Annotated in this window: 21 protein-coding genes; 7 read left to right on the forward strand and 14 right to left on the reverse strand. The window is 60.3% G+C overall.

The features are described from left to right. Positions 1 to 54: 54 nt before the first annotated feature. Together HRQ64_RS11935 and HRQ64_RS11940 are read left to right on the forward strand one after the other, a co-directional pair. Positions 55 to 1,002: a GlxA family transcriptional regulator gene (locus tag HRQ64_RS11935; protein WP_172123443.1), complete on the forward strand. Its 948-nt coding sequence runs from the start codon at positions 55 to 57 to the stop codon at positions 1,000 to 1,002. Positions 1,003 to 1,178: 176 nt separating this feature from the next. Beyond that, positions 1,179 to 1,799 (forward strand): GNAT family N-acetyltransferase, encoded by a 621-nt coding sequence (locus HRQ64_RS11940; protein ID WP_248308205.1) that lies wholly within the window; start codon positions 1,179 to 1,181, stop codon positions 1,797 to 1,799. 198 nt (positions 1,800 to 1,997) lie between these two features. Here HRQ64_RS11940 and HRQ64_RS11945 read toward each other — a convergent pair whose 3' ends face one another. After that, the gene (locus HRQ64_RS11945) at positions 1,998 to 2,342 is read right to left on the reverse strand and encodes a helix-turn-helix domain-containing protein (RefSeq protein WP_172125002.1); all 345 of its coding nucleotides are present in this window, start codon (positions 2,340 to 2,342) and stop codon (positions 1,998 to 2,000) included. Between the two features lie 119 nt (positions 2,343 to 2,461). On the opposite strand from HRQ64_RS11945, the gene HRQ64_RS11950 reads away from it, so the two are divergent. Then, positions 2,462 to 2,845: a hypothetical protein gene (locus HRQ64_RS11950; RefSeq protein WP_172123444.1), complete on the forward strand. Its 384-nt coding sequence runs from the start codon at positions 2,462 to 2,464 to the stop codon at positions 2,843 to 2,845. A gap of 89 nt (positions 2,846 to 2,934) precedes the next feature. Here HRQ64_RS11950 and HRQ64_RS11955 read toward each other — a convergent pair whose 3' ends face one another. Further along, positions 2,935 to 4,104 (reverse strand): MFS transporter, encoded by a 1,170-nt coding sequence (locus tag HRQ64_RS11955; RefSeq protein ID WP_172123445.1) that lies wholly within the window; start codon positions 4,102 to 4,104, stop codon positions 2,935 to 2,937. Between the two features lie 381 nt (positions 4,105 to 4,485). Between HRQ64_RS11955 and HRQ64_RS19965 the strand changes: the two genes are divergently transcribed. After that, complete coding sequence (locus tag HRQ64_RS19965; protein WP_210258547.1) at positions 4,486 to 5,193, forward strand: hypothetical protein; 708 nt, start codon at positions 4,486 to 4,488, stop codon at positions 5,191 to 5,193. 463 nt (positions 5,194 to 5,656) lie between these two features. Here HRQ64_RS19965 and HRQ64_RS11965 read toward each other — a convergent pair whose 3' ends face one another. Further along, positions 5,657 to 6,409: an SDR family oxidoreductase gene (locus tag HRQ64_RS11965; protein WP_172123446.1), complete on the reverse strand. Its 753-nt coding sequence runs from the start codon at positions 6,407 to 6,409 to the stop codon at positions 5,657 to 5,659. A 111-nt stretch (positions 6,410 to 6,520) separates the two neighbouring features. Then, complete coding sequence (locus HRQ64_RS11970) at positions 6,521 to 7,603, reverse strand: aldo/keto reductase (RefSeq protein ID WP_248308206.1); 1,083 nt, start codon at positions 7,601 to 7,603, stop codon at positions 6,521 to 6,523. 51 nt (positions 7,604 to 7,654) lie between these two features. Between HRQ64_RS11970 and HRQ64_RS11975 the strand changes: the two genes are divergently transcribed. Continuing rightward, the gene (locus HRQ64_RS11975) at positions 7,655 to 8,344 is read left to right on the forward strand and encodes a TetR/AcrR family transcriptional regulator (RefSeq protein WP_349236698.1); all 690 of its coding nucleotides are present in this window, start codon (positions 7,655 to 7,657) and stop codon (positions 8,342 to 8,344) included. A 172-nt stretch (positions 8,345 to 8,516) separates the two neighbouring features. On the opposite strand, the gene HRQ64_RS11980 is transcribed toward HRQ64_RS11975, so the two are convergent. The 4 genes from HRQ64_RS11980 to HRQ64_RS12000 form a co-directional block, all read right to left on the reverse strand. Next, positions 8,517 to 9,104 (reverse strand): TetR/AcrR family transcriptional regulator, encoded by a 588-nt coding sequence (locus tag HRQ64_RS11980; protein WP_172123447.1) that lies wholly within the window; start codon positions 9,102 to 9,104, stop codon positions 8,517 to 8,519. Positions 9,105 to 9,334: 230 nt separating this feature from the next. Continuing rightward, a complete protein-coding gene (locus tag HRQ64_RS11985; RefSeq protein WP_172123448.1) occupies positions 9,335 to 9,889 on the reverse strand; it encodes a DUF992 domain-containing protein in 555 nt (184 codons plus the stop codon). 1,357 nt (positions 9,890 to 11,246) lie between these two features. Continuing rightward, positions 11,247 to 11,939 (reverse strand): RES family NAD+ phosphorylase, encoded by a 693-nt coding sequence (locus tag HRQ64_RS11995; protein ID WP_172123450.1) that lies wholly within the window; start codon positions 11,937 to 11,939, stop codon positions 11,247 to 11,249. Continuing rightward, positions 11,940 to 12,368, reverse strand: coding sequence for an antitoxin Xre-like helix-turn-helix domain-containing protein (locus HRQ64_RS12000; protein ID WP_349236699.1), 429 nt, complete (start codon positions 12,366 to 12,368; stop codon positions 11,940 to 11,942). Positions 12,369 to 12,789: 421 nt separating this feature from the next. Here HRQ64_RS12000 and HRQ64_RS12005 point away from each other — a divergent pair, with 421 nt between their 5' ends. Beyond that, on the forward strand, positions 12,790 to 12,984 hold the full coding sequence (locus tag HRQ64_RS12005; protein WP_172123451.1) for a hypothetical protein: 195 nt from the start codon (positions 12,790 to 12,792) through the stop codon (positions 12,982 to 12,984). A gap of 619 nt (positions 12,985 to 13,603) precedes the next feature. Here the strand turns inward: HRQ64_RS12005 and HRQ64_RS12010 are convergent. Then, entirely contained in the window at positions 13,604 to 14,290 is a 687-nt protein-coding gene (locus tag HRQ64_RS12010; protein WP_172123452.1) for a FadR/GntR family transcriptional regulator, read from the reverse strand. A 338-nt stretch (positions 14,291 to 14,628) separates the two neighbouring features. Here HRQ64_RS12010 and HRQ64_RS12015 point away from each other — a divergent pair, with 338 nt between their 5' ends. Continuing rightward, positions 14,629 to 16,854 carry an NADP-dependent isocitrate dehydrogenase gene (locus HRQ64_RS12015; protein ID WP_172123453.1) on the forward strand — a complete coding sequence of 742 codons (2,226 nt, stop codon included), beginning with the start codon at positions 14,629 to 14,631 and terminating at the stop codon, positions 16,852 to 16,854. 49 nt (positions 16,855 to 16,903) lie between these two features. On the opposite strand, the gene HRQ64_RS12020 is transcribed toward HRQ64_RS12015, so the two are convergent. From HRQ64_RS12020 to HRQ64_RS12040, 5 genes are all read right to left on the reverse strand, one after another. Beyond that, positions 16,904 to 17,728 (reverse strand): sulfite exporter TauE/SafE family protein, encoded by an 825-nt coding sequence (locus HRQ64_RS12020; protein ID WP_172123454.1) that lies wholly within the window; start codon positions 17,726 to 17,728, stop codon positions 16,904 to 16,906. A gap of 124 nt (positions 17,729 to 17,852) precedes the next feature. Then, positions 17,853 to 18,560 carry a fumarylacetoacetate hydrolase family protein gene (locus HRQ64_RS12025; protein ID WP_172123455.1) on the reverse strand — a complete coding sequence of 236 codons (708 nt, stop codon included), beginning with the start codon at positions 18,558 to 18,560 and terminating at the stop codon, positions 17,853 to 17,855. Then, on the reverse strand, positions 18,561 to 19,313 hold the full coding sequence (locus HRQ64_RS12030) for an ABC transporter permease subunit (protein ID WP_172123456.1): 753 nt from the start codon (positions 19,311 to 19,313) through the stop codon (positions 18,561 to 18,563). An 8-nt stretch (positions 19,314 to 19,321) separates the two neighbouring features. After that, positions 19,322 to 20,140, reverse strand: a complete 819-nt coding sequence (locus HRQ64_RS12035) for an ABC transporter ATP-binding protein (protein WP_172123457.1) — start codon at positions 20,138 to 20,140, stop codon at positions 19,322 to 19,324. A 1-nt stretch (position 20,141) separates the two neighbouring features. Continuing rightward, positions 20,142 to 20,975 carry an ABC transporter permease subunit gene (locus HRQ64_RS12040; protein ID WP_172123458.1) on the reverse strand — a complete coding sequence of 278 codons (834 nt, stop codon included), beginning with the start codon at positions 20,973 to 20,975 and terminating at the stop codon, positions 20,142 to 20,144. Positions 20,976 to 20,982: the final 7 nt, after the last annotated feature.

The raw sequence follows: 20,982 nt of genomic DNA on the forward strand, positions 1-20,982 counted from the left end.
GCTTAGCTCAGGGCCGACTATGTCCGAAATGACATATATCGGGCGAAAACTGCCATGACTCGGAAGGTCGGCTTGGTGATCCACCCTGGGTTTCAGTTTCTTGACGTGGTCGGTCCGACGGCGGCGTTCGAAATTGCTTCGCGCTATGTTCCGGAAAGTTATGCGCTCGAAGTTCTGGCGCCAACGGCAGGAATGATTACCAGTTCCTCCGGCCTCGAGTTAGCGGCGATGAAACTGGACGCCGGCGGAATCGACACGATCGTTGTGTCAGGCGGCCAGCTCGTCTGGGACATGGCCGCCTTCCACACTGTCGTTGAGTGGTTGAGGACCGTTCGGCCGCGCCGGCTGGCGAGCGTGTGCTCAGGCGCATTCCTCTTGGCCGAGGCCGGCAGGCTCGACGACCGTTCGGCCACCACTCACTGGGAGAGCACCGAGCGTTTCCGGCGCAGCTATCCACGGGTCCGCCTCGAGCCGGATCGCATCTTCACCAAAGACGGTGACACGTGGACTTCAGCTGGCATTTCGGCAGGCATCGACCTAGCCCTCGCCCTGATCGAAGACGATCACGGGCCTAAAATCGCCCGCCGCACCGCTCAGCAATTGGTAGTTCATGCCCGCCGCCCTGGGGGGCAATCACAGTTCTCGGGTCTGCTCGAGCTCGGCGGTCAATCGGGACGCTTCGAAGCGCTGGTCGCATGGGTGAACGAGAACCTCGATGAGGCGCTCACGATCGAGCAGCTCGCAGAGCGCGCCGCGATGAGCCCGCGCAACTTCGCACGCGCCTTCCTGCGCGAGATGGGAACGACTCCAGCCAAAGCAGTGGAGCAAATGCGGGTCGCGGCCGCCCGAGACTTCGTCGAGGCAGGTCTGTGGACCTTCGACGAGATTGCCCGACGCGTTGGCTTCAGCGAGGCCGGCAGAATGCGGCGCGCCTTCCTGCGCGTCCTGGGGCAGCCGCCGCAGTCCCTTCGACGATCCATCCGAGAGGAGCGCTATCCGTAGCGCAGCCGAGTAGCCAAGGTGTGGCAATGGCAACAAACAGATTTGAAAGCTCGAGCAGAGTCCCCGGGCGGTCGCGATGGACGTTGTTGCCAGGCAACTGGATTGAACAAGCTGACAATCCATTGCGAGTTGCGTCCGTATATGGTGCCCGGGCGCCATATACGGACGTATCGCTGATGGTGGGGCCGATTAGCGTGGCCGGGTCCTTCATCCCAACTCGGACCACGGGACTACGATCGATTGCAAGTGACGGCAGCGAAGGAAACACGACTGACATCATTGCGCCGCTCGATCCTGACAAACATGATCAAGCGGCCTTTTCTTGCGGCGTCGAACAGGTCGATAACTTCTTCAAGCGAACCGCGAACAAGCTGGCCACAGCGGACAATCTGCGGGTGTTTGTCATGACCAGGCCCGTCGATGACCTGATCGGCTTTTATGCACTCAATGCCCATGCGGTGGACTATATAGACCTACCGACGAAATACTCCCGCACCCGCCCTGGCCATGGCAGCATTCCCGCCGCCTATATCTCTATGATCGGCGTCGATGGTGGCCATCAAGGGAATGGCTATGGTGGCGACCTGCTGGTGGATGGTCTGCGCCGCATCGCCAGCGCGGCCGACAAGATCGGCATTGCCGTGGCCGTGCTGGATGTCCTGAATTGCGGCGACGCCACGAAGACGGCCCGACGCAAAGCTCTCCATGAAGGCTACGGCTTTACCCCAATGCCCTCTCATCCCCTCCGGCTGTTCATGCCGGTAGCAACGGTGCGGACGCTGCTGACTGCATCATAGCCGGCGCGGTCAAACCGACCCAGAACATGCTATCGTTCTCGGTCATCGTCACGGCCGCGCGGTCGGCGTGGAACATCTGACCGATCAGCTTTATCGGACCGATCACGGAGCCTGGCCAGAAGCCATCCAGGATCGATGAAGACACCAAGGCCAGCCGACCAGCCGAACAACGGGCGGCCAGGTCCTGGCAAATGGATGCTACTCCTCCGGGGGTTGCAGTTGCCGACGATACAGTATCCCCCATTCATGCAGCCCTGCCAGGACGGGCGCCAGAGAATGCCCCAGCGGGCTTAGTTCGTATTCGACCCTGGGAGGAACTTCCGCGAAGACGGTCCTGACGACGACGCCGTCCGCCTCCAACTCTCGCAGCTGCAGCGTCAGCATCCTCGGCGTCGATCCGGGGATCTGCTGGTGAAGTTCGCCAAAGCGCCGTCGCCCGCTCAGCAGTGCGTAGAAAATCAGTGGCTTCCACACGCCACCTACGACCGATAGGGTTGCCTCTATCGGGCATCCCGTTCTCTGCTCAGACCGCTTCCAGCGCATCGCATTACTTTCAAGAATGGTACTCGCAGCCAAACTTGTGCGTACTTGTTCGTGCCCGCCGCTTCACTCAGTTTACCGACACAGCCGCCACAGATGGCTGGAATCGGGAGTGCTGCCATATGAGCTTAACCGACGAGAACAAGGCGTTCATTCGGGAAATGATCGGCTCCAAGAGGCGCCTCGAGGACTACCCCGATCGGTTCGACGATAACCTCATCATGCATGAACCGGCATCCCTGCCCTTCGGGGGGACGTATCGGGGATTGGGTGAGTTTCAGAAGTTCTATCCCGCAGTGCGGGCGTTCTATGACTTCGACCGCTTTGAGCTGCTTGGCGTATACGGCGATGGGGATATCGTGTTCGCCACCATTCGCGCAGGTCTGGTCGGTTCTGCCGGGACAATCCATTTGGCCGAGCAGTTTCTGTTTGCTGGAAGCAAGCTGGTGGAGGTTCGCTTGCACATTTGCGACGACGGTGCCGCAGCCAAGCGCCTGCGGCGATGAGAGCGGCATTCCGGCTCGGCTCCGGACCGCCCCTTTGGGGTGGAATGCAGACCGTCCGCTTTGATTATTCGGTTCCGGAAGGCAGACGTTCAGTGGTCCGCTGGAATGCCTATCAGTGTCCCAGTACTGCGCTTAGAACTAAGCGCTCCCCTCACCATCAGTGCTGCAATTAGCACCGGCAAGATAATGCCGTAAGAGAACCGCAGGCCGAGGTGCTCTGCGACGAAGCCGAGTAAAGGTGGGCCAGCGAAGAAAACGACAAAGGTCATTTGGCTGAGTGCCGCGACATTCTGTGTGGATGGTCGGTCGGTACGGCGAGCAGCGGCCGAGACGGCCAGCGGATATACAGAGGAACAGCCAATACCCGCCAGGGCGAACCCGAGGAGTGCCGTCACAGGATCTGGCGCCAGCGCAACCAGCGTGACTCCGGCTATCGCCAGGAGAAGTAGGACTGTGGCGACTGCACGAGGGCTAAAGCGATCCACCACCGGATCCATGCTAAGGCGGCCTAGAGCAATTGCGAGCGAGAACAGGGTAACGCTGAGCCCACTTACGAAGGGCTCCACTGAATAGATGTCGCGCATGTAGATTGCGGACCAGTCCACCCCTGCCCCCTCCACCCAAAGCGGTGCAGCGCCAAGCAGGCAGAGAGGCAGCAGACCCACAGTTGGCAAGGCGAAAGGCGGCTGATCCGTTGACCCGCCATCGATCCTTGCCGGGGCTCCTTGCATGTTCCAGAAGGCGAGAGTGCCCGATACGACCACCACCGCTAATGCCAGGATCATGTGGAGCTCCACCGAAACTCCCCACTGCCGTAGCGCCGCCGCAGCCAACGCGGTGACGAAGAAGCCAAGGCTCCACATGCCATGAACACGGCTCATGATACGTCGACCGAGCACTGCCTCATGCCGATCCGCTTCCACATTGGCGTTGATCTCAAGGGCGCCTGCTAGAGTACCAGCAATGAACAGCAGAGGGGCCGCTCCGAGCGCTGAAGGCATCCATGGAACTAGCGCATAGCAAACTGTAGCGCCGAAGATGGTCATGAACGTTGTGGCACGTGCGCCTATGCGCTGCACGGTGCGCCCAAGAAAAGTGAGCCCCGCAAGGACACCACAGGACATGGTGATGAGGAGTAGACCCAGCTGTCCTTCGCCGAGTTCAAACTGCACTTGCAAATCCGGCAGGCGCGCCAGAAGAGCGCCCATGGACAGGGCAAAGATGAACTGGAGGAGGTAAATGCGGTGATGGGACTTCATCGCGCGTCCTGCTTGGAAGTGAAACGCACGTCTAGCAGGATTTGGTGACAGGGTAAGTCAGCTGGAAGCGGTTCAGTGGCGGCGCTGGATGAGAATCGACAAAGCAAAGTGCGACCGACTGCACCGGGTGGTATGCAGTCTGTCTGAATTCTGGCGCAGAGCTTAGCCAAAAAGCAATCAGCAAAGGCCGAGATGTCCTCCTTAGCGTTACACCTCACACTGAATTTGGTGGCAGTGTCGCTGCTGCTTGCCCGGTTTTTGGTTCCAGGGGACATTGGCTAGCAACCGCAAGGGTAATAACCTCGCGAGAAGACGATCCCGATCTCGCTTTGCACCAATCCACCTAGCATGGCACTCTGGCGCCAGTTGCAGGAGAATAGTTTGCGCAGTTACGATTTCAGTTCTTGGGAGAGTGTCCTGACCACCCTGGTCGGCGTCGCCCTATTCGCTTTGGTGGGCATCGGGATTCGGCTGGTGATGATGACCACGATCCAGCAGCGCCAGCAGCGCCAAAACCGACAGATCAACGAGCGCCTCAAGACCTTGATGGCTGCGTACAAGGTGCTGGGCGGCTCGTTTACCGGAAGACTCTCGGTCGAGCCGCGCCACCTGCGCGACATCCGAGCGGCTGAAAAGCTGGCGGCCGAGCAGGGCGGGGAGGCGGTCGTGCCGCGCACCATGAGCGACGAGATGTTCGAACGCGTTCGCCAGATGCGTGACGCGGTGGAAGCGGCGCTGTCCGACATAATCCTGCTGGGCACTGACGAGCATGTTCGGCTGGCCGAGAAGGCGGCGCGTGACCTCGTGGCCGGCAATCAGATCCATACCGATGAGCTCGTGGTGTCGCTACGCAATTTCATTCGCCAGGCGCTCGACCTGTCTGCAATTCCGGCTGACCTGCAGATCCCCATGCAGGGCCCGAGCCGACCGGCCAGCACTGGCGGACGAGGCAGGGGTGGTGGTCAGCAGGGCAGCGGTGGCCGCGAAGATGGCGGAGGCGGTGCCGGTGGTGTTGGCGGAGGCGGCGGAGGCATGGGGATGGGTATGGGCGGCCGGCCCGACGATGCGACCCCGCCAAGCCGTACTTAACGGCGGCTTTTGAGGTTGAGCATTTCGACTGCAAATTGCCGTGCTGAGGATAGCCCATTCGACCAAGCCAGACTGCCCCTCATCTACAACGAATATATCGCCTGCCTCAACGAGCGCGACTGGGCAAACCTGGGCGCTTTTGTCGACAGCGTCTGCTTCACTTACTTCTCTCCGACCCGGACTGATAGCCTCCGACGCCATTATGACCACATGGCACCGCGTGCGCGGAATGTCCGCTATCGCAGGCACACCGACGAAAGCTGCTATTCCGCTCCCGGCCCCTACCCTGCCCTTCAGGGACGCCATTCCAAGCGGCAGGAACGGGGTGGTTTGGTGACCGTCTGCTGATCGGCCCCCAACTGCAAAAGCGCACTTGAGCAGATTGGCAAAGGAGTTGTGATTGGATGTCCGTTTGCGACGGAGCCGAGCCACAAAGCCACGTAAGGATCGCTTGCTTTCTCAGTTACGATGTAAGGATCATACCGCCATCGATATTGATGGTGGCGCCTGTCATAAAGCCGTTGGACATCAGAAAAATGATGGCGTTACCGGCTTCGTCTGCAGTGCCTAAACGACCTGCTGGCAGTTGCTTTTTCAGGCCTGCGACAAAGGCGTCGCGTCCCTCGCCAAGGGCTTTGCTCAGCATGGGGGTATCGATAGGGCCCGGCGAAATGGTGTTGACGCGACGCGGAGCGAGCTCCTGGGCAAGCCCCCGCCCCAGAGTTTCTACGGCCTTGCTCGCAGCAGCGATGATCGCCGTGCCGTTGCCACTGGGTCGGTCCGCCGCCACGCCGGACACGAAGGTTATCGAGGCGTCCGCTGCCAGCCGATCTCCAAGGGTTCGCAGAATGTGAACCGCAGCCCACAGACGCTCATCGAATGCACGGCGAAACAGGGCGATGTCGGTGTCGTACAGCGTGCCCACAATGAATGATCCGGCAAGCAGGACCAAGTGATCGACGGTGCCGATGGAGGAGAGCGCCGGCCCAATAGCGTCGGGATCGGCGATGTCTGCGGCCCGCCAGTCGGAAAAGCCATGCTCTGTTGCAGCCTTCTGGGTGCGTGCTGGATCAGACCCAACGACGGTCACAACGGCACCTGCGGCTTTGGCCTGCCTGGCCGTTGCCAGGCCGATGCCTGAGGTGCCACCGAAGATGAGCACGTGCTTGCCATTGAGCTTCGCGCTCGGGGCGGTCGCGAACGAAAGATCGTCCATGGTATTTCTCCTGTCGCGCGCGCCCAAGCACGGCGACTTAACATCGATGTTGGGGGTAAGCGTGGCGGGAGGCGCACGGCTTTGGGTGATAAGCCGTGCTTTTTCCCTCGCTTAGGCGACTGGATAGGCCGGAGGGTCGATTTGATCGTCTTTACCGCCGGTGATCAGACCCTTGATGCGGGGGTCATCGAGCACTGTGTAAGGATAGGCCAGCGGAAGGGCGCTCACGACATCGAGGCGCTCCATCTGTTCGGGCGACAGCGACACTTTTGAGGCAGCGAGATTGCTTTCCAGCTGCTCATGTGTGCGCGGCCCAATGATGGGCAGGGATCCTTTTTTGGCGACCCAGGCAATGGCAATCTCACCAGGGGTCACGCCCGCCTCCTCTGCGACCGCGAGCAGGGTGTCAATGATGGCGGTCCGTTGCGGGCTGTTCTCGGGCTGGAATCCGGCGCCGGCCCAAGCTTCGTCTCGCCGGCTGTCGCTCTTGCCTGCACGATATTTGCCTGTCAGCACGCCCCCGCCAAGCGGCGAATAGGCCACCACGCCGATGCCCAACGCCTGGCTGGCAGGGATAAGATCCTGTTCGGTAGCTCGTTGCACCAGACTATGCTCGACCTGGATACCAGCGATGGGAACGGCGCCGCGCAGCTCGGCGATCGTTGCCGCCCGCGCAACACGCCACGCCGGGAAATTGGAGAGACCGGCATAAAGAATCTTCCCAGCCCGGACCAAGTCGTCGAAGCCGCGCACAATTTCCTCAAGCGGGGTGACGCCGTCCGAGACGTGGTTCCAATAGAGATCGATGCGGTCGGTCTTGAGGCGCCTAAGGCTTGCTTCTACCGAGGCCACCATTGCCTGGCGGCTGTTGCCGGTGACCAGAACGCCCGAGCTCGGATCAGTCTGAACGGCGTATTTGGTGGAGACAACGAAATCGTCTCGCCGGCCCTTCAACAGCTCGCCGAGAAACTCCTCCGACTCGCCGCCCTGATACCCATTGGAGGAATCTAGGAAATTGCCGCCCTGGTCGGCATAAGTGTCAAATATCCGCCGGGCTTCTTCCGGGCCGGCGCCGTGGCCCCAGGCCATGCCGAAATTGGCCGTTCCCAAAACAAGCTCGGAAACCCGCAGGCCGGTGTGTCTGCCAAAGATTTTATATCGCAAAGTGTCATTCCTTCGTAGTTGCGCGATCAAGTGTGGGCCTTCTCCGTTCAGGAGAGGCCTTCGCCAAAGCAGCGAGACTTTGTGATTGCGGTCACAATCTTAGTGACTTTGGTTGCGCATGCAACTAAAATTCAGACTCGAAGTTCAGAGGTGTTGAAAATGCGGGTTTCAAAGGAGAAGTCGGCCGAGAACCGAAAAGCCCTGTTGCAGGCGGCCAGCCAACTGTTCCGGCAGCGGGGTATAGATGGCGTAGGCGTGGCAGAGGTCGCCAAGGCCGCCGGGTTGACGCATGGCGCGCTTTACGCCCACTTCCCGTCAAAGGAAGCACTCGTTGCCGAAGCATTCTCTTATGGCTTCGAAGCCAACGTGGCTGAGACGCGAGTACTGGAGCAAGCGCACACCAGTTCGTTCGACGAATATCTCAAGGGCCTCTTCTCCAAGGGGACGCGCGACCGGCTTGAGACCGGCTGCCCAATGTCCGCCTCGGCCAGCGAGATTGCTCGTCAGGGCGACGCCCTCAGCGAGAGGTTCGCAGATGCGTTCGAGGAGGTGGTGGCAATGTTTGAGAAATCGCTTGAGCCTTCGCTCACCACGAGCGAGCGGCGCCAACTGGCCGTTGCCGCCAGCGCCGCCCAGATCGGGGCCATTGCGGTGTCGCGGGCGGTCGCGAAAGCCGACAAGGCGCTTGCAGATGAGGTTCTGGAGGCGAGCCACGACGCCATAGCGGCGGTCTGCAAAGTACCGGCCACTGACCGGGCATCGCCAATCTAACCCTGGAACAGCAAAGTCCGCTTCTGGAACTTATCACGCCCACTCTGTATGACAGAGATGGGGTCGGCTGCAGACCGACCGCCACGGGGTGGATTCCTGTCCGGTAGCTCTGAGGACCAGAATGACCAAAGCGAACATGGTAGGTGGTCGCGGAGAGTCTCACGCGCCCGCCTCAAGTGGATGAGTTCTGCCTCAGCCCGGCTATAATCACGCCAATCAGCCTCCTAGCGTTGTTCTTCCAGTCAGGGTGCGAGTTGATCGTCGCGACGCCGGTTACAGCCCGCACGAGGTCCAACGGGTCAACATCGCCCCTTATCTGTCCTTCGGCGACAGCGCGATCGAAGAGCAACGTGAGGGCCGCGCCGACATCGGCGCGGGAAGAGTTTGTGCTGTCCAGGGATGTGGAGAGCAGCGCATTAGTGGCTTCCGCAACGATCTGTTTGGTCGCAATACACCCGATAAAGGCATTCATCCACGCTGAAAGCGCCTCTAGCGGCGCGCGTGTGGCAGCCAGATGGGTAGCGGCGTTGATAAGTTCGCGCGCGTCCTCCTGATACACTGCCGCCACTAGGGCGACTCTCGTCGGGAAGTGCCGATAGAGCGTCCCGTTCCCCACCCCGGCCGCTTGGGCGATCTCGTTCAGACTGACGGCGGCACCCTTTTCGTTCAGCACACGCTTAGCGGCTTCAAGCAGGAGAGCTCGATTGAGCTGACCATCTGCGCGCGCTTTCCGTCGAAGGGTCTCGAAGATTTCGGCCATGGATCGGGGTAGGTCCTTGATGAGCCGAGTGACACTCCTTTTACAAAGCGGAGTTCAACGCCGGCTCCTCTTAGTAGCGATCCGGTTGGGGTGCGGGACGGTTGTCAACTCGGTACAGCAGTGGGGCGCCTGAAAAAGTCTGGCGAGCCATTTGGCTCGGCCGCATTCTGATGGCCCGACGATTGCGGTGCGGAACCAGAATGCCCGCCCGTTGGCGCCGTCGGGTACAGTTATACGGGGGTCAACTGAAGGTCGGTGATGCCGACGGCGATATCGAGGCCGACTTCTTCCTGGACGCTGACCGGCTGCAGCACGATGGAGCCGTTGGTGCCACCGAGCAGGACATTAACGCCCGCGCCGATGCCGAGGGACGCATCGGCTGACACACCGAGGTAGTTACCGCCCAGCGCCGAAGGATCCCAGTCGGACTCGTCGGCGAGAACAAGCCACTGGATCTGGGTCCCGCCCGTAACGCCAACGTCCAGTCCGAACTTACGGACCTCGCCAACGTATTGCTGGGGTTCACCGCCGTCGGACGGCTGGAATACGCAATCCAGCGCTTGCTCCGTCATTACGATGATGCCGCCGCTCTCTCCGGCCGTGCAGGCCAGAGAGCCGACCTCCAGCTTGGCGGCGAAAGCGGCCCCTGACGTTGCAAACATCATGGGGAGGGTAAGCGCTGCAAGAAGTCCTGTCTTTACTACTCTTTCCTGGATCGCGTCGCGGAAAGCGTCTGCCTGGATGCCGTCAGTATACCGGGGTTCGATCTCAGAGTTTTGGCGCATCGTGATCTCCTTGGAAGCCCCGCACCTCGGAGCCTGAGATCATTCTAGTTTCCTCACCCACTGCGGCGTTGACCAAGGTCAAGATCGTGACGATTTCACCGGTGCCGGAGTGGCGACGGGGGAAGTCCTCGAAGTTGACGGGATCGTGTCCCTCGGCGTGTTGCAACTGAGGCAGGGCCTCCACGCACGTCCGGCTCGGCCGCGTTGGTCAGCGTGCGGAGACTGCCGGTTCACCATTGCCCAGGCGTTGCTCAAGGCTAACATTTAGTAGGGTCAGGTCAGTCCTTCGCACTAAATACCTTCACGGAGGGCCAATACAAGCCCGAGTGATGCGGGGCCGTATGCCTTGCAAAGCAGAATTTCGCCTTGGGATTGACCATCCCTTCCAGGCCGCTCCCCTGGCATCGGAAACGGGGCTCTCCGGTATTTCCCTGGCTTCAGTCCACCCTTGGGGGAGGTGCGGAGTGGCCTCTCTGGCTAAGACGCAAATTAGGGCGCCGCTCAGATAGTCCACGCGCCGTACTTACTCTCGAGCGACAGGCGGACCTAACCGGTGCGAGATCAGAGCGCCAACTGGTCGTGTAGTGCCGCTGAGAGGCTTGACGGCAGCTTCCAGGAGGAGCGGTGCTCTTCGCGCAGCCGGGCCATTATAGTGGAAAAGTTGATCGCCCAGGTGGGGCATTGGCCGTTATTGGACATTGATTCCACCAGTACTATCCTTCAATCGTAAGTTGAAGCACTTAAGAATGGGACGCGGCCGTGGCGCATCATAACTTGGGTCTGGAGCATGGTCGCGTCAGACTGGCGGCTTACGATCAAGGTTGGCGAGCCGCATTTGAGGAAGAGGCTTCGGATCTACGGCAGTCGCTTGCGAGTCGAGTATGCGGCCTGGAGCATGTGGGCAGCACCTCGATTCCAGGTCTTCTGGCCAAGCCAATTTTGGACCTGCTGCTGGGCTTGTCGAACTTGGATGACGGCCCCGGGCTAGCTTCCGAACTTGCCAAGCTGGACTATGAGTTCAGACCCGACGCCGGGCTTCCTGCAGAGCATGTTTACGCGAAAGGAACGCCGCGAACCCATGTTCTACCAGCTTAACTGAGCCAATGCAGGGAAGCGCCATGGCGCTTTCCTGCAAGCTCGCTGCCACGCAAAAGCAAGTGCCTCACGGCGGCATAGCAGCATTCTGTTGGCCTTCAGTCTGAAAAGCTCTAGGCACCCCCTGTACGCTAAGAATGGCCGCTTTCCGGCATCTCAGATTGAACTGTAAATGGCCGCAATGGGGTCGCGTTGCTGCCGGACGGCAACGCGCCCCTGCCCTGCTTCCGTCCAACCATCCACCTGATCAGTGTCGAAGCGATCACAGCGGCCCTTCGATCAGCGGTGCTGGATCGCCCTTCCAAATCATGCGGTAGACGGCCCCCTGGCGAACGGACTGAACGGCGGCCGGCCGCAGGGCGACGATGCAAGTGCCGCCCGGGTGTCGTACGGATGGGTAGATGATGCCGTTGAGCCCGGTGGCCCGGGCGCTCTCCGCGATGGCGTTGCCGACCGGGTAAGCCTTAACCGGGTCGGGCTCGAGCGAAGGATGGCCGGGTACCTGCCGAAGGTCCAGGAACTCGCCAGCGAGGCTGCAAAACATCTCCGCGTACTCCACGGTGGCGTTGAAATCCCCCGCGTCTGCCAGCATGTTGGTCAGGTGATATCCGACCTCGCTGATGCAGGTGGCGACATCCAGAGCGGCATACCAGGCGCCCCGGTCAGCACCGTTGAAGCGGTTCGGCTGCTGTGGCTTGGCATAGGCAAAGGACGCGTTAATAAAAGGCGCATGCGGCACATCGTAGACGAGCTCGTTGGCGGCGAGCCCGGCTATACCGCGATCCTGTGCCATCAACCGGCTGCTCGTCGCGCCTTCGATCTCGGACAGCACGGCGAGCTCGTCCTCGTTGTCGACGAGAGGCGTCAACACCGCCGCCCGCAGCCGCGCTGTCGTTACCAGTCGAACCGTCCTCGGAAAGGCTTCGGTGACGACCGGCACACCGTCGATCGACAATCACAAGCCTCCACGGACGGCGTCCACATAGCGCCGCACCTCCAGCATTTGCGGAATGCCGCCCTTGAGCATGGAGTCGATTGGGCTCATCCCGGCAAACAGCGGTGCCTTGTTGTGCAATCCGGGCCAGTGGTCGGCCATGCCATCGGCGAACAAGAGATGCAGCCCCTTGTAGATGCCCACCAGGGCGGAGATCCGGGTCAGTTGGTCCTGGCTGAGGGCCTTGTCCTTGCCCTCCTGCTTCATGCGCTCCCAGGTGCTCGTGGACACATCGAGCAGCGCCGCCGCCTGTTCACCCTTCAGACCCCACTCTTTGACGAGACGCTTGTAGGCTTTCAGGGCGACCTTCGAGAGCCGTACGCGGTCACTCTCGGCCGAGAAGTCCTGCCGGTTGGGCATTGTCGGCATTGGAACATCGATCTGCAACACTCCGGCCTCCACCATCTGAAGATCAATAACTACCCATGTGATGGCCGCTTGTCCACAGATCAAGCTCTGGGCTTGCCATCAACATCAGGGAAAGCGTGTTCCTCTGCGGCAACATGAAACCGAAGTCGCTCTGCTGCGGCTCATCGGCGAGCCTAAGCGCAGACTGCAGCAGCACCGGCAGTTAAGGCAGAGATGACAGGATCGACATTGTCGCTTCGTTCGGACCGGCCTGGAGATTAGGCTCTCGATCGCGGGCTTGCTACGTGTCTCATGGAGAATTCAGCCGATGTCGGGTCCATGTGGGGGTAAACGATGATGAAGCGCACCACCTACGCTGGATCGCAGATCGCTTCACAGGCGTGCCGGTTATCTACGTCCCGGAAACCAAGACTTCTTCGTCGCCGACAGCGGCAGCTACACCATGACGGAGCAGACTGACTCGGGGCGAAAACTCGCGGATCGCTTCGGTATCCATCTGCTGCTCGATAACAGCGTCCAGATCGCCGGCGTGCGGTTCGCGGGCGGCACATTATGGACCGACTTTCAGACGGTTGGGCGTTCCGATACTCGATCGAAGATGGCCGAAGCTGCAGGCAGAGAGGGCATGTCGGACTAACGGGCGATAAAGCGGTGGTCGACGGCACACGAAGGCAAACGGAAGCGACTGCGTCCAGAGGATACCATCGCCGCGCATCGGGCGACTCGGTCATTCCTGGAGGCCGAGCTGGCGCAGCCTTTCGCCGGCAGGACGGCGGTCGTGACGCACCATGCGCCACATCCCAATAGCCTTGATCCCCGGCACGGGGGATGCCCGGATTGGTGCTATGGCTCCAGCCTATCGACGATTTTGCAGGGGCCCGACGCGCCCGACGTCTGGATCCACGGGCACATCCACCGCCATCTGGATTACCAGGTCGGTGGCACGAGGGTCGTAGCAAACCCGCGCGGCCATCACTTCGTCCTATCCGAAAGGGGCAACGGGTTCGCGCCGGGCTTCGTCATGGATATCGACGAGCACGTGCCGCGCCCTGAGAACCAGAGATGAGAAGGCCGACCCCACTCTCTTCACTACCGGGCCAGCATTTGGGGCATGCAGCCGTGATCGGGCTGTACCAGAGGCCTATTGCTGACTACGACGAGATGGACCAGACGACGATCGAGGTCGAAACCGCTGTTGTCTAGCCTGAGGAAATTGTCTTTCTCCGGGCGGGGGACCGATCTGGCGGCGCTCTGCGTCAGTTTTCTCCGAAAAGCCGCTGCGCGACCGAAAGCAGGTGTGCCCGCATCGCATCGCCAGCCGCTGCCGAATTACGCTCCCCAATTGCTCGTGCAATTGCATCGTGCTCGGTAAAGCTGACATGGGTTGGGGTCGGTCTTTCGCTGTGCCTCGTCACATTCCCCCACGCCACCGCTCGCCGCACCTCGTTGAGTTGGTCAAACAGCGACAGGAGCAGGCGATTGTCGCTTGCCTCCGCCACAGTGCGGTGGAACACGTCATCCTGCGCTTCGTATTCCGACCAGTTTGCTGCCGCTTTGGATCGATCAATGGCCTGCATCATCCTGCTCAGCGCGTCCCCGGAAGCGTTTATTGCAGCTTCGCGTGCGATGCCCGGTTCAATGGCGATGCGCGCACGCATCATCCGAAATGGGGTCAATTGCCGCCCGAGCCCCGCCAGAGCGCTGCTCGCCCCGACCGGCGCCCCGTCAGCGACAAATGTGCCTTTGCCGACATGGCGCCAGATCAGTCCGTCGCGCTCAAGAACGTCGAGAGCCTTGCGCAGAGTGGCCCGCGTCATCCCGAGCGTCTCGGTCAGCTGGCGTTCGGGAGGAAGGCGCACCCCATGAGTGTACCCGCCTTCAATGATATAGCCGCGCAGTCGCGCTACTGGATCAGTGTTTCCGAGAAGTTGGTTCGACACCATAGTTCCCTCGATTGGTCAACCAATCCATGCCATCCCCGGCACTTCTCTTCAAGACTCAATGGTCAAAGTCCCAGAATAAGCGCCTGTTTGTGTTCAGAACAATTGGTTGGGATTGATTTCGGAAGCGGACGCAAGTAATTGTCATGGCAGTCGATCAGCAGGAGGTAAGTGCCCTGCTTACAGCAATCGGCGCATCCCACTGGATTGGGCATCGGCCGTAAGCCCGTATCCCATCACTTGAGAATGGAAGACGAAATTCCAACTCAAGGCAGCCGCCTTGATAAACAGTCGCCCCGCCGCCACCCGAACACTCCCCATCAGAGCAAACTAGGTTAAACATGCCAAGCATCGATCAGACTCCCGACATCATCTACACCAAGGTCGATGAGGCGCCCGAGATTGCTTCAGCGTCGCTGTTGCCGATCATCCGTCGCTTTGCTGCAGCCGCAGGCGTTTCGGTGGGCACCAAGGACATTTCGCTGGCCGGCCGCATCATTGCAGCTTTCCCCGAAAACCTGACCGAAGCGCAGCGTCAGGCCGATGATCTGGCCGAACTGGGCGACCTGGTGAAGTCCCCCGGGGCCAATGTGATCAAGTTGCCCAATATTTCCGCTTCGGTACCCCAGCTGGTCGGTGCCCTCAAGGAACTGCAGGCACAAGGCTATGACCTGCCCGACTATCCCGAAAATCCATCCACGCCGACGGAACACGAAATCCGCAAGCGGTTCGACGCAGTCAAAGGCTCGGCGGTGAACCCGGTTCTGCGCGAAGGCAATTCGGATCGGCGCGCCGCAGTCGCGGTCAAGAACTATGCCAAGTCCCACCCACATTCGATGGGTGCTTGGGTGCCAGACAGCAAAACCTATGTCTCCACCATGTCAGGCGGCGATTTCCGCGCCAACGAGCAATCGGTGACCATCAGCGCTGAGCAGGCCGGGCCAGCCCGGATCGAATTGACGGGCCGGGACGGCACGGTTGCCGTCCTTAAAGAGGGACTCGATTACCCTGCCGGCACGGTAGTGGATGCGACGTTCATGTCGGCCAAGGCCCTTAGCGCATTTTTGGCACAACAAATCGATGACTCCAAGCGCAACGGTGTCCTGTTTTCGCTGCACTTGAAGGCGACCATGATGAAGGTCTCGGACCCGATCATCTTCGGCCATGCGGTGGAAGAATTCCTCAAGCCCGTATTCAACAAGCATGGTGCGGCGCTGCGCGATGCTGGGGTCGACCCCAGCTCCGGACTTGGTTCCCTGCTCGATAAAGTCGCCCTGATGCCAGAGCGCGAGATTATCGAGGCGGACATCCGGGCCGTGTTGGCAGACCGCCCGGCGATGTACATGGTCAATTCGGACAAGGGCATAACCAACCTGCATGTCCCCTCGGACGTGATCATCGACGCATCCCTGCCGGCCCTGATCCGCGCCGGCGGCAAGGGCTGGGGCCCTGATGGCCAGGCAGCCGACACCAACTGCGTTATCCCAGACAGCTCCTATGCCGCCGTTTACCGGGAGGCCATCAGCTATTTCAAGAAAACCGGAGCCCTTGACCCAGCCACGGCAGGGTCGGTTCAGAATGTTGGCTTGATGGCGCAAAAGGCCGAAGAGTACGGCTCACACCCGACAACGTTCAAGATCCCCAAGGACGGCACTGTCCAGTTGATCGCAGCAGATGGCGACGTGCTGCACCAGCACGAAGTTGAGGCCGGCGATATCTGGCGCGCAGCCTCGACGCGGCAAACCGCTATTGAAGACTGGATCAAGCTCGGCATCGCGCGCCAGAAGGCAGAAGGCTGCCGGGCCATTTTCTGGCTGGATGAGACCCGTGCCCATGACGGCCAGATCATCAACTACGTCAAGCCAATGCTCGCCGCCGTTGGACTGACCGACAAGTTCGAGATCCTTGCCCCGGGTGAAGCGACGCGGGTCTCGTTTGAGACGATCCGTCGGGGCGAAAACACCATCTCGATAACCGGCAACGTATTGCGCGACTATCTGACGGATCTGTTCCCTATTCTCGAACTGGGAACATCGGCGAAGATGCTCTCGATCGTGAAGTTGATGAACGGCGGCGCCATGTTCGAAACCGGTGCAGGAGGTTCAGCCCCCAAGCTTGCCCAGCAACTGACCGAGGAAAACCACCTGCGTTGGGAATCCCTCGGGGAGTTCTGTGCGCTGGGGGAAAGCCTGAAATTCCTGAATGAACTCAAGGGGAACGCCAAGGCTAAAGTCCTCGGAAACGCCGTTGACGTCGCTACACAGGCGGTCCTAGACAACGACAAATCGCCCCGCTCGAGAGTTGGCCAAACCGACACCCGCGACACCCACTTCTACTTCGCCTTTTACTGGGCTCAGGCACTGGCGGCTCAGACCGAAGATACCCACCTTGCCAAACACTTTGCTCCGATAGCAGAGGCCTTGGCGGCGAACGAAAAGACCATCGTCGCAGAGTTGGCGGCCGCCCAGGGAACACCGGCTGATCTGGGTGGCTACTACCACACCGATCCAGCCAAGACGGGTGCAGTGATGCGGCCCTCCGCCACTTTCACGCGGATCATTGGGTAAAGTATAGACCAGCCGCGGCCTTCCACTTGGGCGGCCGCGGCTGGGTTCGTTAAAGGGTGGCGAAATCCAACAGCATTTTTGCCGACGTGACGGCGAGAAACACACCGAACAGGCGCTTTAGCCATTTCGGGTTCATCGTGTGGGCAGCCTTGGCCCCGAGCGGCGCAAAGAACATGCTGGTCAGAGCGATAGCCACAAACCCGGCAATGTTCACATAGCCCAGCGAGAATGGCGGCAATCCTTGGGCGGACCAGCCATTGATCACAAAGCCAATGGCCCCGGGCAAAGCGATGATCAGGCCGATGACCGATGCGGTCCCCACGGCGCGCCTGACCGGATAGTTGCACAGGCTCAGCGTTGGCACGGTCAACGTGCCGCCGCCAATACCCATCAGGGTCGAGATCGTGCCGATCGTGGTAGCCATGGCCGCCTGGACTGGCTTGGCGGGAACGCTTTCGCGCAGATAAACGCCTTCGGGTGTCAGCAGCATATGCAGCGCCACGATTGCCGCGACAACGCCGAAGATGGCGGTCAGCACGGCTCCGCTGAAGATCGCCGCCAGCAGGATGCCGATGACAACACCCACGCCGACAAACGGGCCCCACCACTTGAGCAGGTCGAAATCAACCGCTCCTCGCGCTCGGTGAGCCTTGATTGACTGGACCGAGGTGGGAATGATCGTGGCGAGCGACGTCCCTACCGCGATAAAGGCGCGGAGCTCATCGTCAACGCCGAACGCCTCGAGCACGTGGTAGAGCACTGGCACAACAACGATGCCGCCGCCAACCCCTAGCAGCCCGGCCATGAAGCCGGAAACGCAGCCCACGGCGGCAAGCCCGAGCGCGAAGGGAAGAATAAAACTGAGGCTATACATTATGAACTTTCAGCCACTGCACGACGGGCAGCTTTGAGAAGTTGCGCGTCAAACGCATGAGGAGATGGGAGGATCAAAACGGCAAAAAGGCGCGCTGGATCTCCAGCGCGCCCGAAAGATGGCGTCAGACGACGAGTGTCGAAATCTCGCCAACGCCTTCGATTTTGCCATGGATTTTGTCGCCGCGGACCACAGCACCCACACCCGATGGGGTGCCGGCATAGATCAGGTCACCAGGCTGAAGCGTGAACAGGCCGGAAAGGTAAGAGATCATCTCTGGCACCTTCCAGATCATCTGGTTGAGATCACCGGTCTGGCGCATTTCGCCATTGACCTTGACCCAAACGGCGCCGTCGGTTGGATGGCCGACCTGGCTGACAGGCACGATTGCGGAACAAGGCGCCGAGGCTTCGAAGGCCTTGCCGGTTTCCCAGGGGCGGCCCATTTTCTTGGCCACGCCCTGAAGGTCGCGACGGGTCATGTCGAGACCCACGGCGTACCCATAAACGTGGTCCAGGGCATCCTCCACCGCGATATCGACGCCGCCCTTGCTCAAGGCAACAACCAACTCGATCTCGTGATGCACATCGCTGGTCTGCGCGGGATACGGAAAGTCCTGTCCCGAAAGCACCAGCGTATCGGGGTTCTTCTGGAAGAAGAATGGGGGTTCGCGATTGGGATCGTGGCCCATTTCGATGGCATGTTCGGCAAAGTTGCGCCCGACACAGTAAATGCGGTGCACCGGGAACAGATCGCTGGAACCCACAACTGGCAAGGTCGGGATCGGCAAGGGGTCAAAGACATAGTTTTTGGTCGGGGCGTGGACGTTCATTTAGCGTGCTCCAGCATAGTACTCGATGCGTTTTTCAAAGATTTCGACCAGCGCAGACAACAGCAATGCTGCCGCGAAGAGGATGAGAGTCAGGGCCCAGAAGCTTTCCATCTCGAAGCTGCGCGAGAACAACTCGAACAACTCGCCATATCCCACGATCGATACGAGGATCTGGCCGATGACGACGCCCTTGACGCCGCGAATGAGGCCGATGCGAATACCCGCGAGAATCTCGGGCAGCGCTGACAGCAGGATGATCTGGGTGAACAACTTCCAGCCGGACGCGCCGTAGCTGCGGCCCATTTCGAGCAGCGATGGCGGCACCTGCATAACGCCAGCACGGGCATCGAGCACGATGATCCACACCGCAAACAGGAAAACCGTCACCACTACCGTGGTCTCACCCAGGCCGAACAGGATCATCAGGATGGGCACCAAGGCCGACAGCGGGGCGCTGACGAACATGTTGACCCAAATCGCCATCAGATTGTCGATGGCCTTGAACCGGCCCATCAGAATTCCCAGCGGAACGCCGACGCCGATCGCGAGTGCCATGCCGATGCAGAAGCTGCGGATGGTGATGATGGATGCGCTCTGCCAGGAGACGCTTTGGACCAGTTGTATGCCGGTCTGAATGATCGCGCTCATGGGTGGAATGAGAAAGATCAGGTCCAGCTGGCCCACCACTTCCCACACCAGTGCCCAGACCAGCAATGAGGCCATCATGGGAATGCGCTTACCGAATAAGGTCATGGTTCACCTCACTCCGCGTAATGACGCAGCCCGTTCCAGATTTCCTCGACGGTGTCGAGGTAGCCAGGATCGCGGCGGATGTCGTCGGGGGTCGCACTGCGATCGATCCGGGGATCGATGATCTGCGAAATGCGACCCGGACGGGGGGAAAGCAGGACGATGCGGTCCGATACATAAACCGCCTCTTCGATCGAATGGGTAACAAAGATGAAGCTCTTTTTCTCAAGGGCCACCAGCCGCAACAGGTCTTCCTGGAACTTGCGCCGGTTCTGTTCGTCCACTGCCGAAAAGGGCTCGTCGAGCAACAGCACGTCCGCGTTGACGGCGAATGCGCGGGCGATACCGACGCGCTGGCGCATGCCGCCTGACAGCTCGTGTGGGTACTTGTCCTCAAATCCGGCGAGGCCAACCTCCTCGATATATCGCGACGCGATGCGCTTGCGTTCGGCCGCATTGATGCCCCGCAGCTCCAGCCCGAAGGCGACGTTGCGCATGACCGTGGCCCACGGCATCAATGCGAAATCCTGGAACACGAAGGCGCGCTCGGGCCCGGGTCCGGTTACGACGCGGTCGTTGACCTGGATCTCACCCGATGTCGCAGGGACCAGTCCGGCGATGATCTTGAGAAGCGTTGTCTTGCCGCAACCCGAAGGCCCAAGCAGGGTCGTCAATTGGCCCCGTTCAAACTCGAGCTCGATATTGCGCAGTGCTTCGATGTCGCCATAAGTCTTGGAGACGCCGCGAACCTTGACCACCCCATCGACTATGGGCGCGGGTGGCGCGACGGATGCATGGGAAGTGTCTGGTGAAAGAGCGGAATACGCCATGTCACTTCTTTCTTTTTTCTGGACGCAGGAAGGCGATCTCGAAGCGCTGGAGGCCGGCAAGCGTGAATGTGGAAACAACGATGATGGAGGCCACCGCAGCATACATGTGAGCGTAGTTGGCCACCGAGCGATGGTAGGTGATGAGGTCGCCGACCCCTGTGGGGGTGATCAACAATTCCGCGAGCATCACACCGATAAACCCGGCCGCGATGCCCAGGCGCAAACCGGCAAAAATCACGGCAGAAGCATCAGGAATAATGATCTTGGCGATTTGCTGCAGGCGGGTACCCTGGAACGAGCGGCACATGGCAACCAGCGAAGGATTGACGTGGCGGACTGCCTTATAGGAGTTGAGCACAATGACCGGCAGAGCCAACATGATGACGGCGAGTGTCTTTGCCGTCAGGCCAATGCCGTACACAAAGGTAACCAGTGGCACGAGTGCGGCCATGGGGGCGGCCTGGAGCACGATAAACACAGGCGCCACGAACCATTCGGTCTTGGGCGACAGCCCCATGGCAATGCCCATGACAACGCCGAGTATTGCCGAGATGACGACGCCAAGTATGAGGGGCTGCAAGGTCAGGAAGTAGGCGTAGATCATGGAGCCATCGAGCACCATTTCCACGAACGCCGCCACCGTGGCGGAAAAAGTGGGGAAGGCGATGCTGATGGGCACCATTCCGGCCACTTCCCACGCAACAAACAGAATAAGCAGCGAGGAAAGCGGCCAAAGTATCGGCCACTTCTGGTAGGCGTGACTGATGGATGCACCCTTACCGACCGGGGCAGAGGGAGCCCCGGTCATCGTGCCCAGTTTGATCGAAGATGACATATTCAGA

The organism is Devosia sp. 919, from assembly GCF_013185965.1.
Classification (GTDB): Bacteria; Pseudomonadota; Alphaproteobacteria; order Rhizobiales; family Devosiaceae; genus Devosia.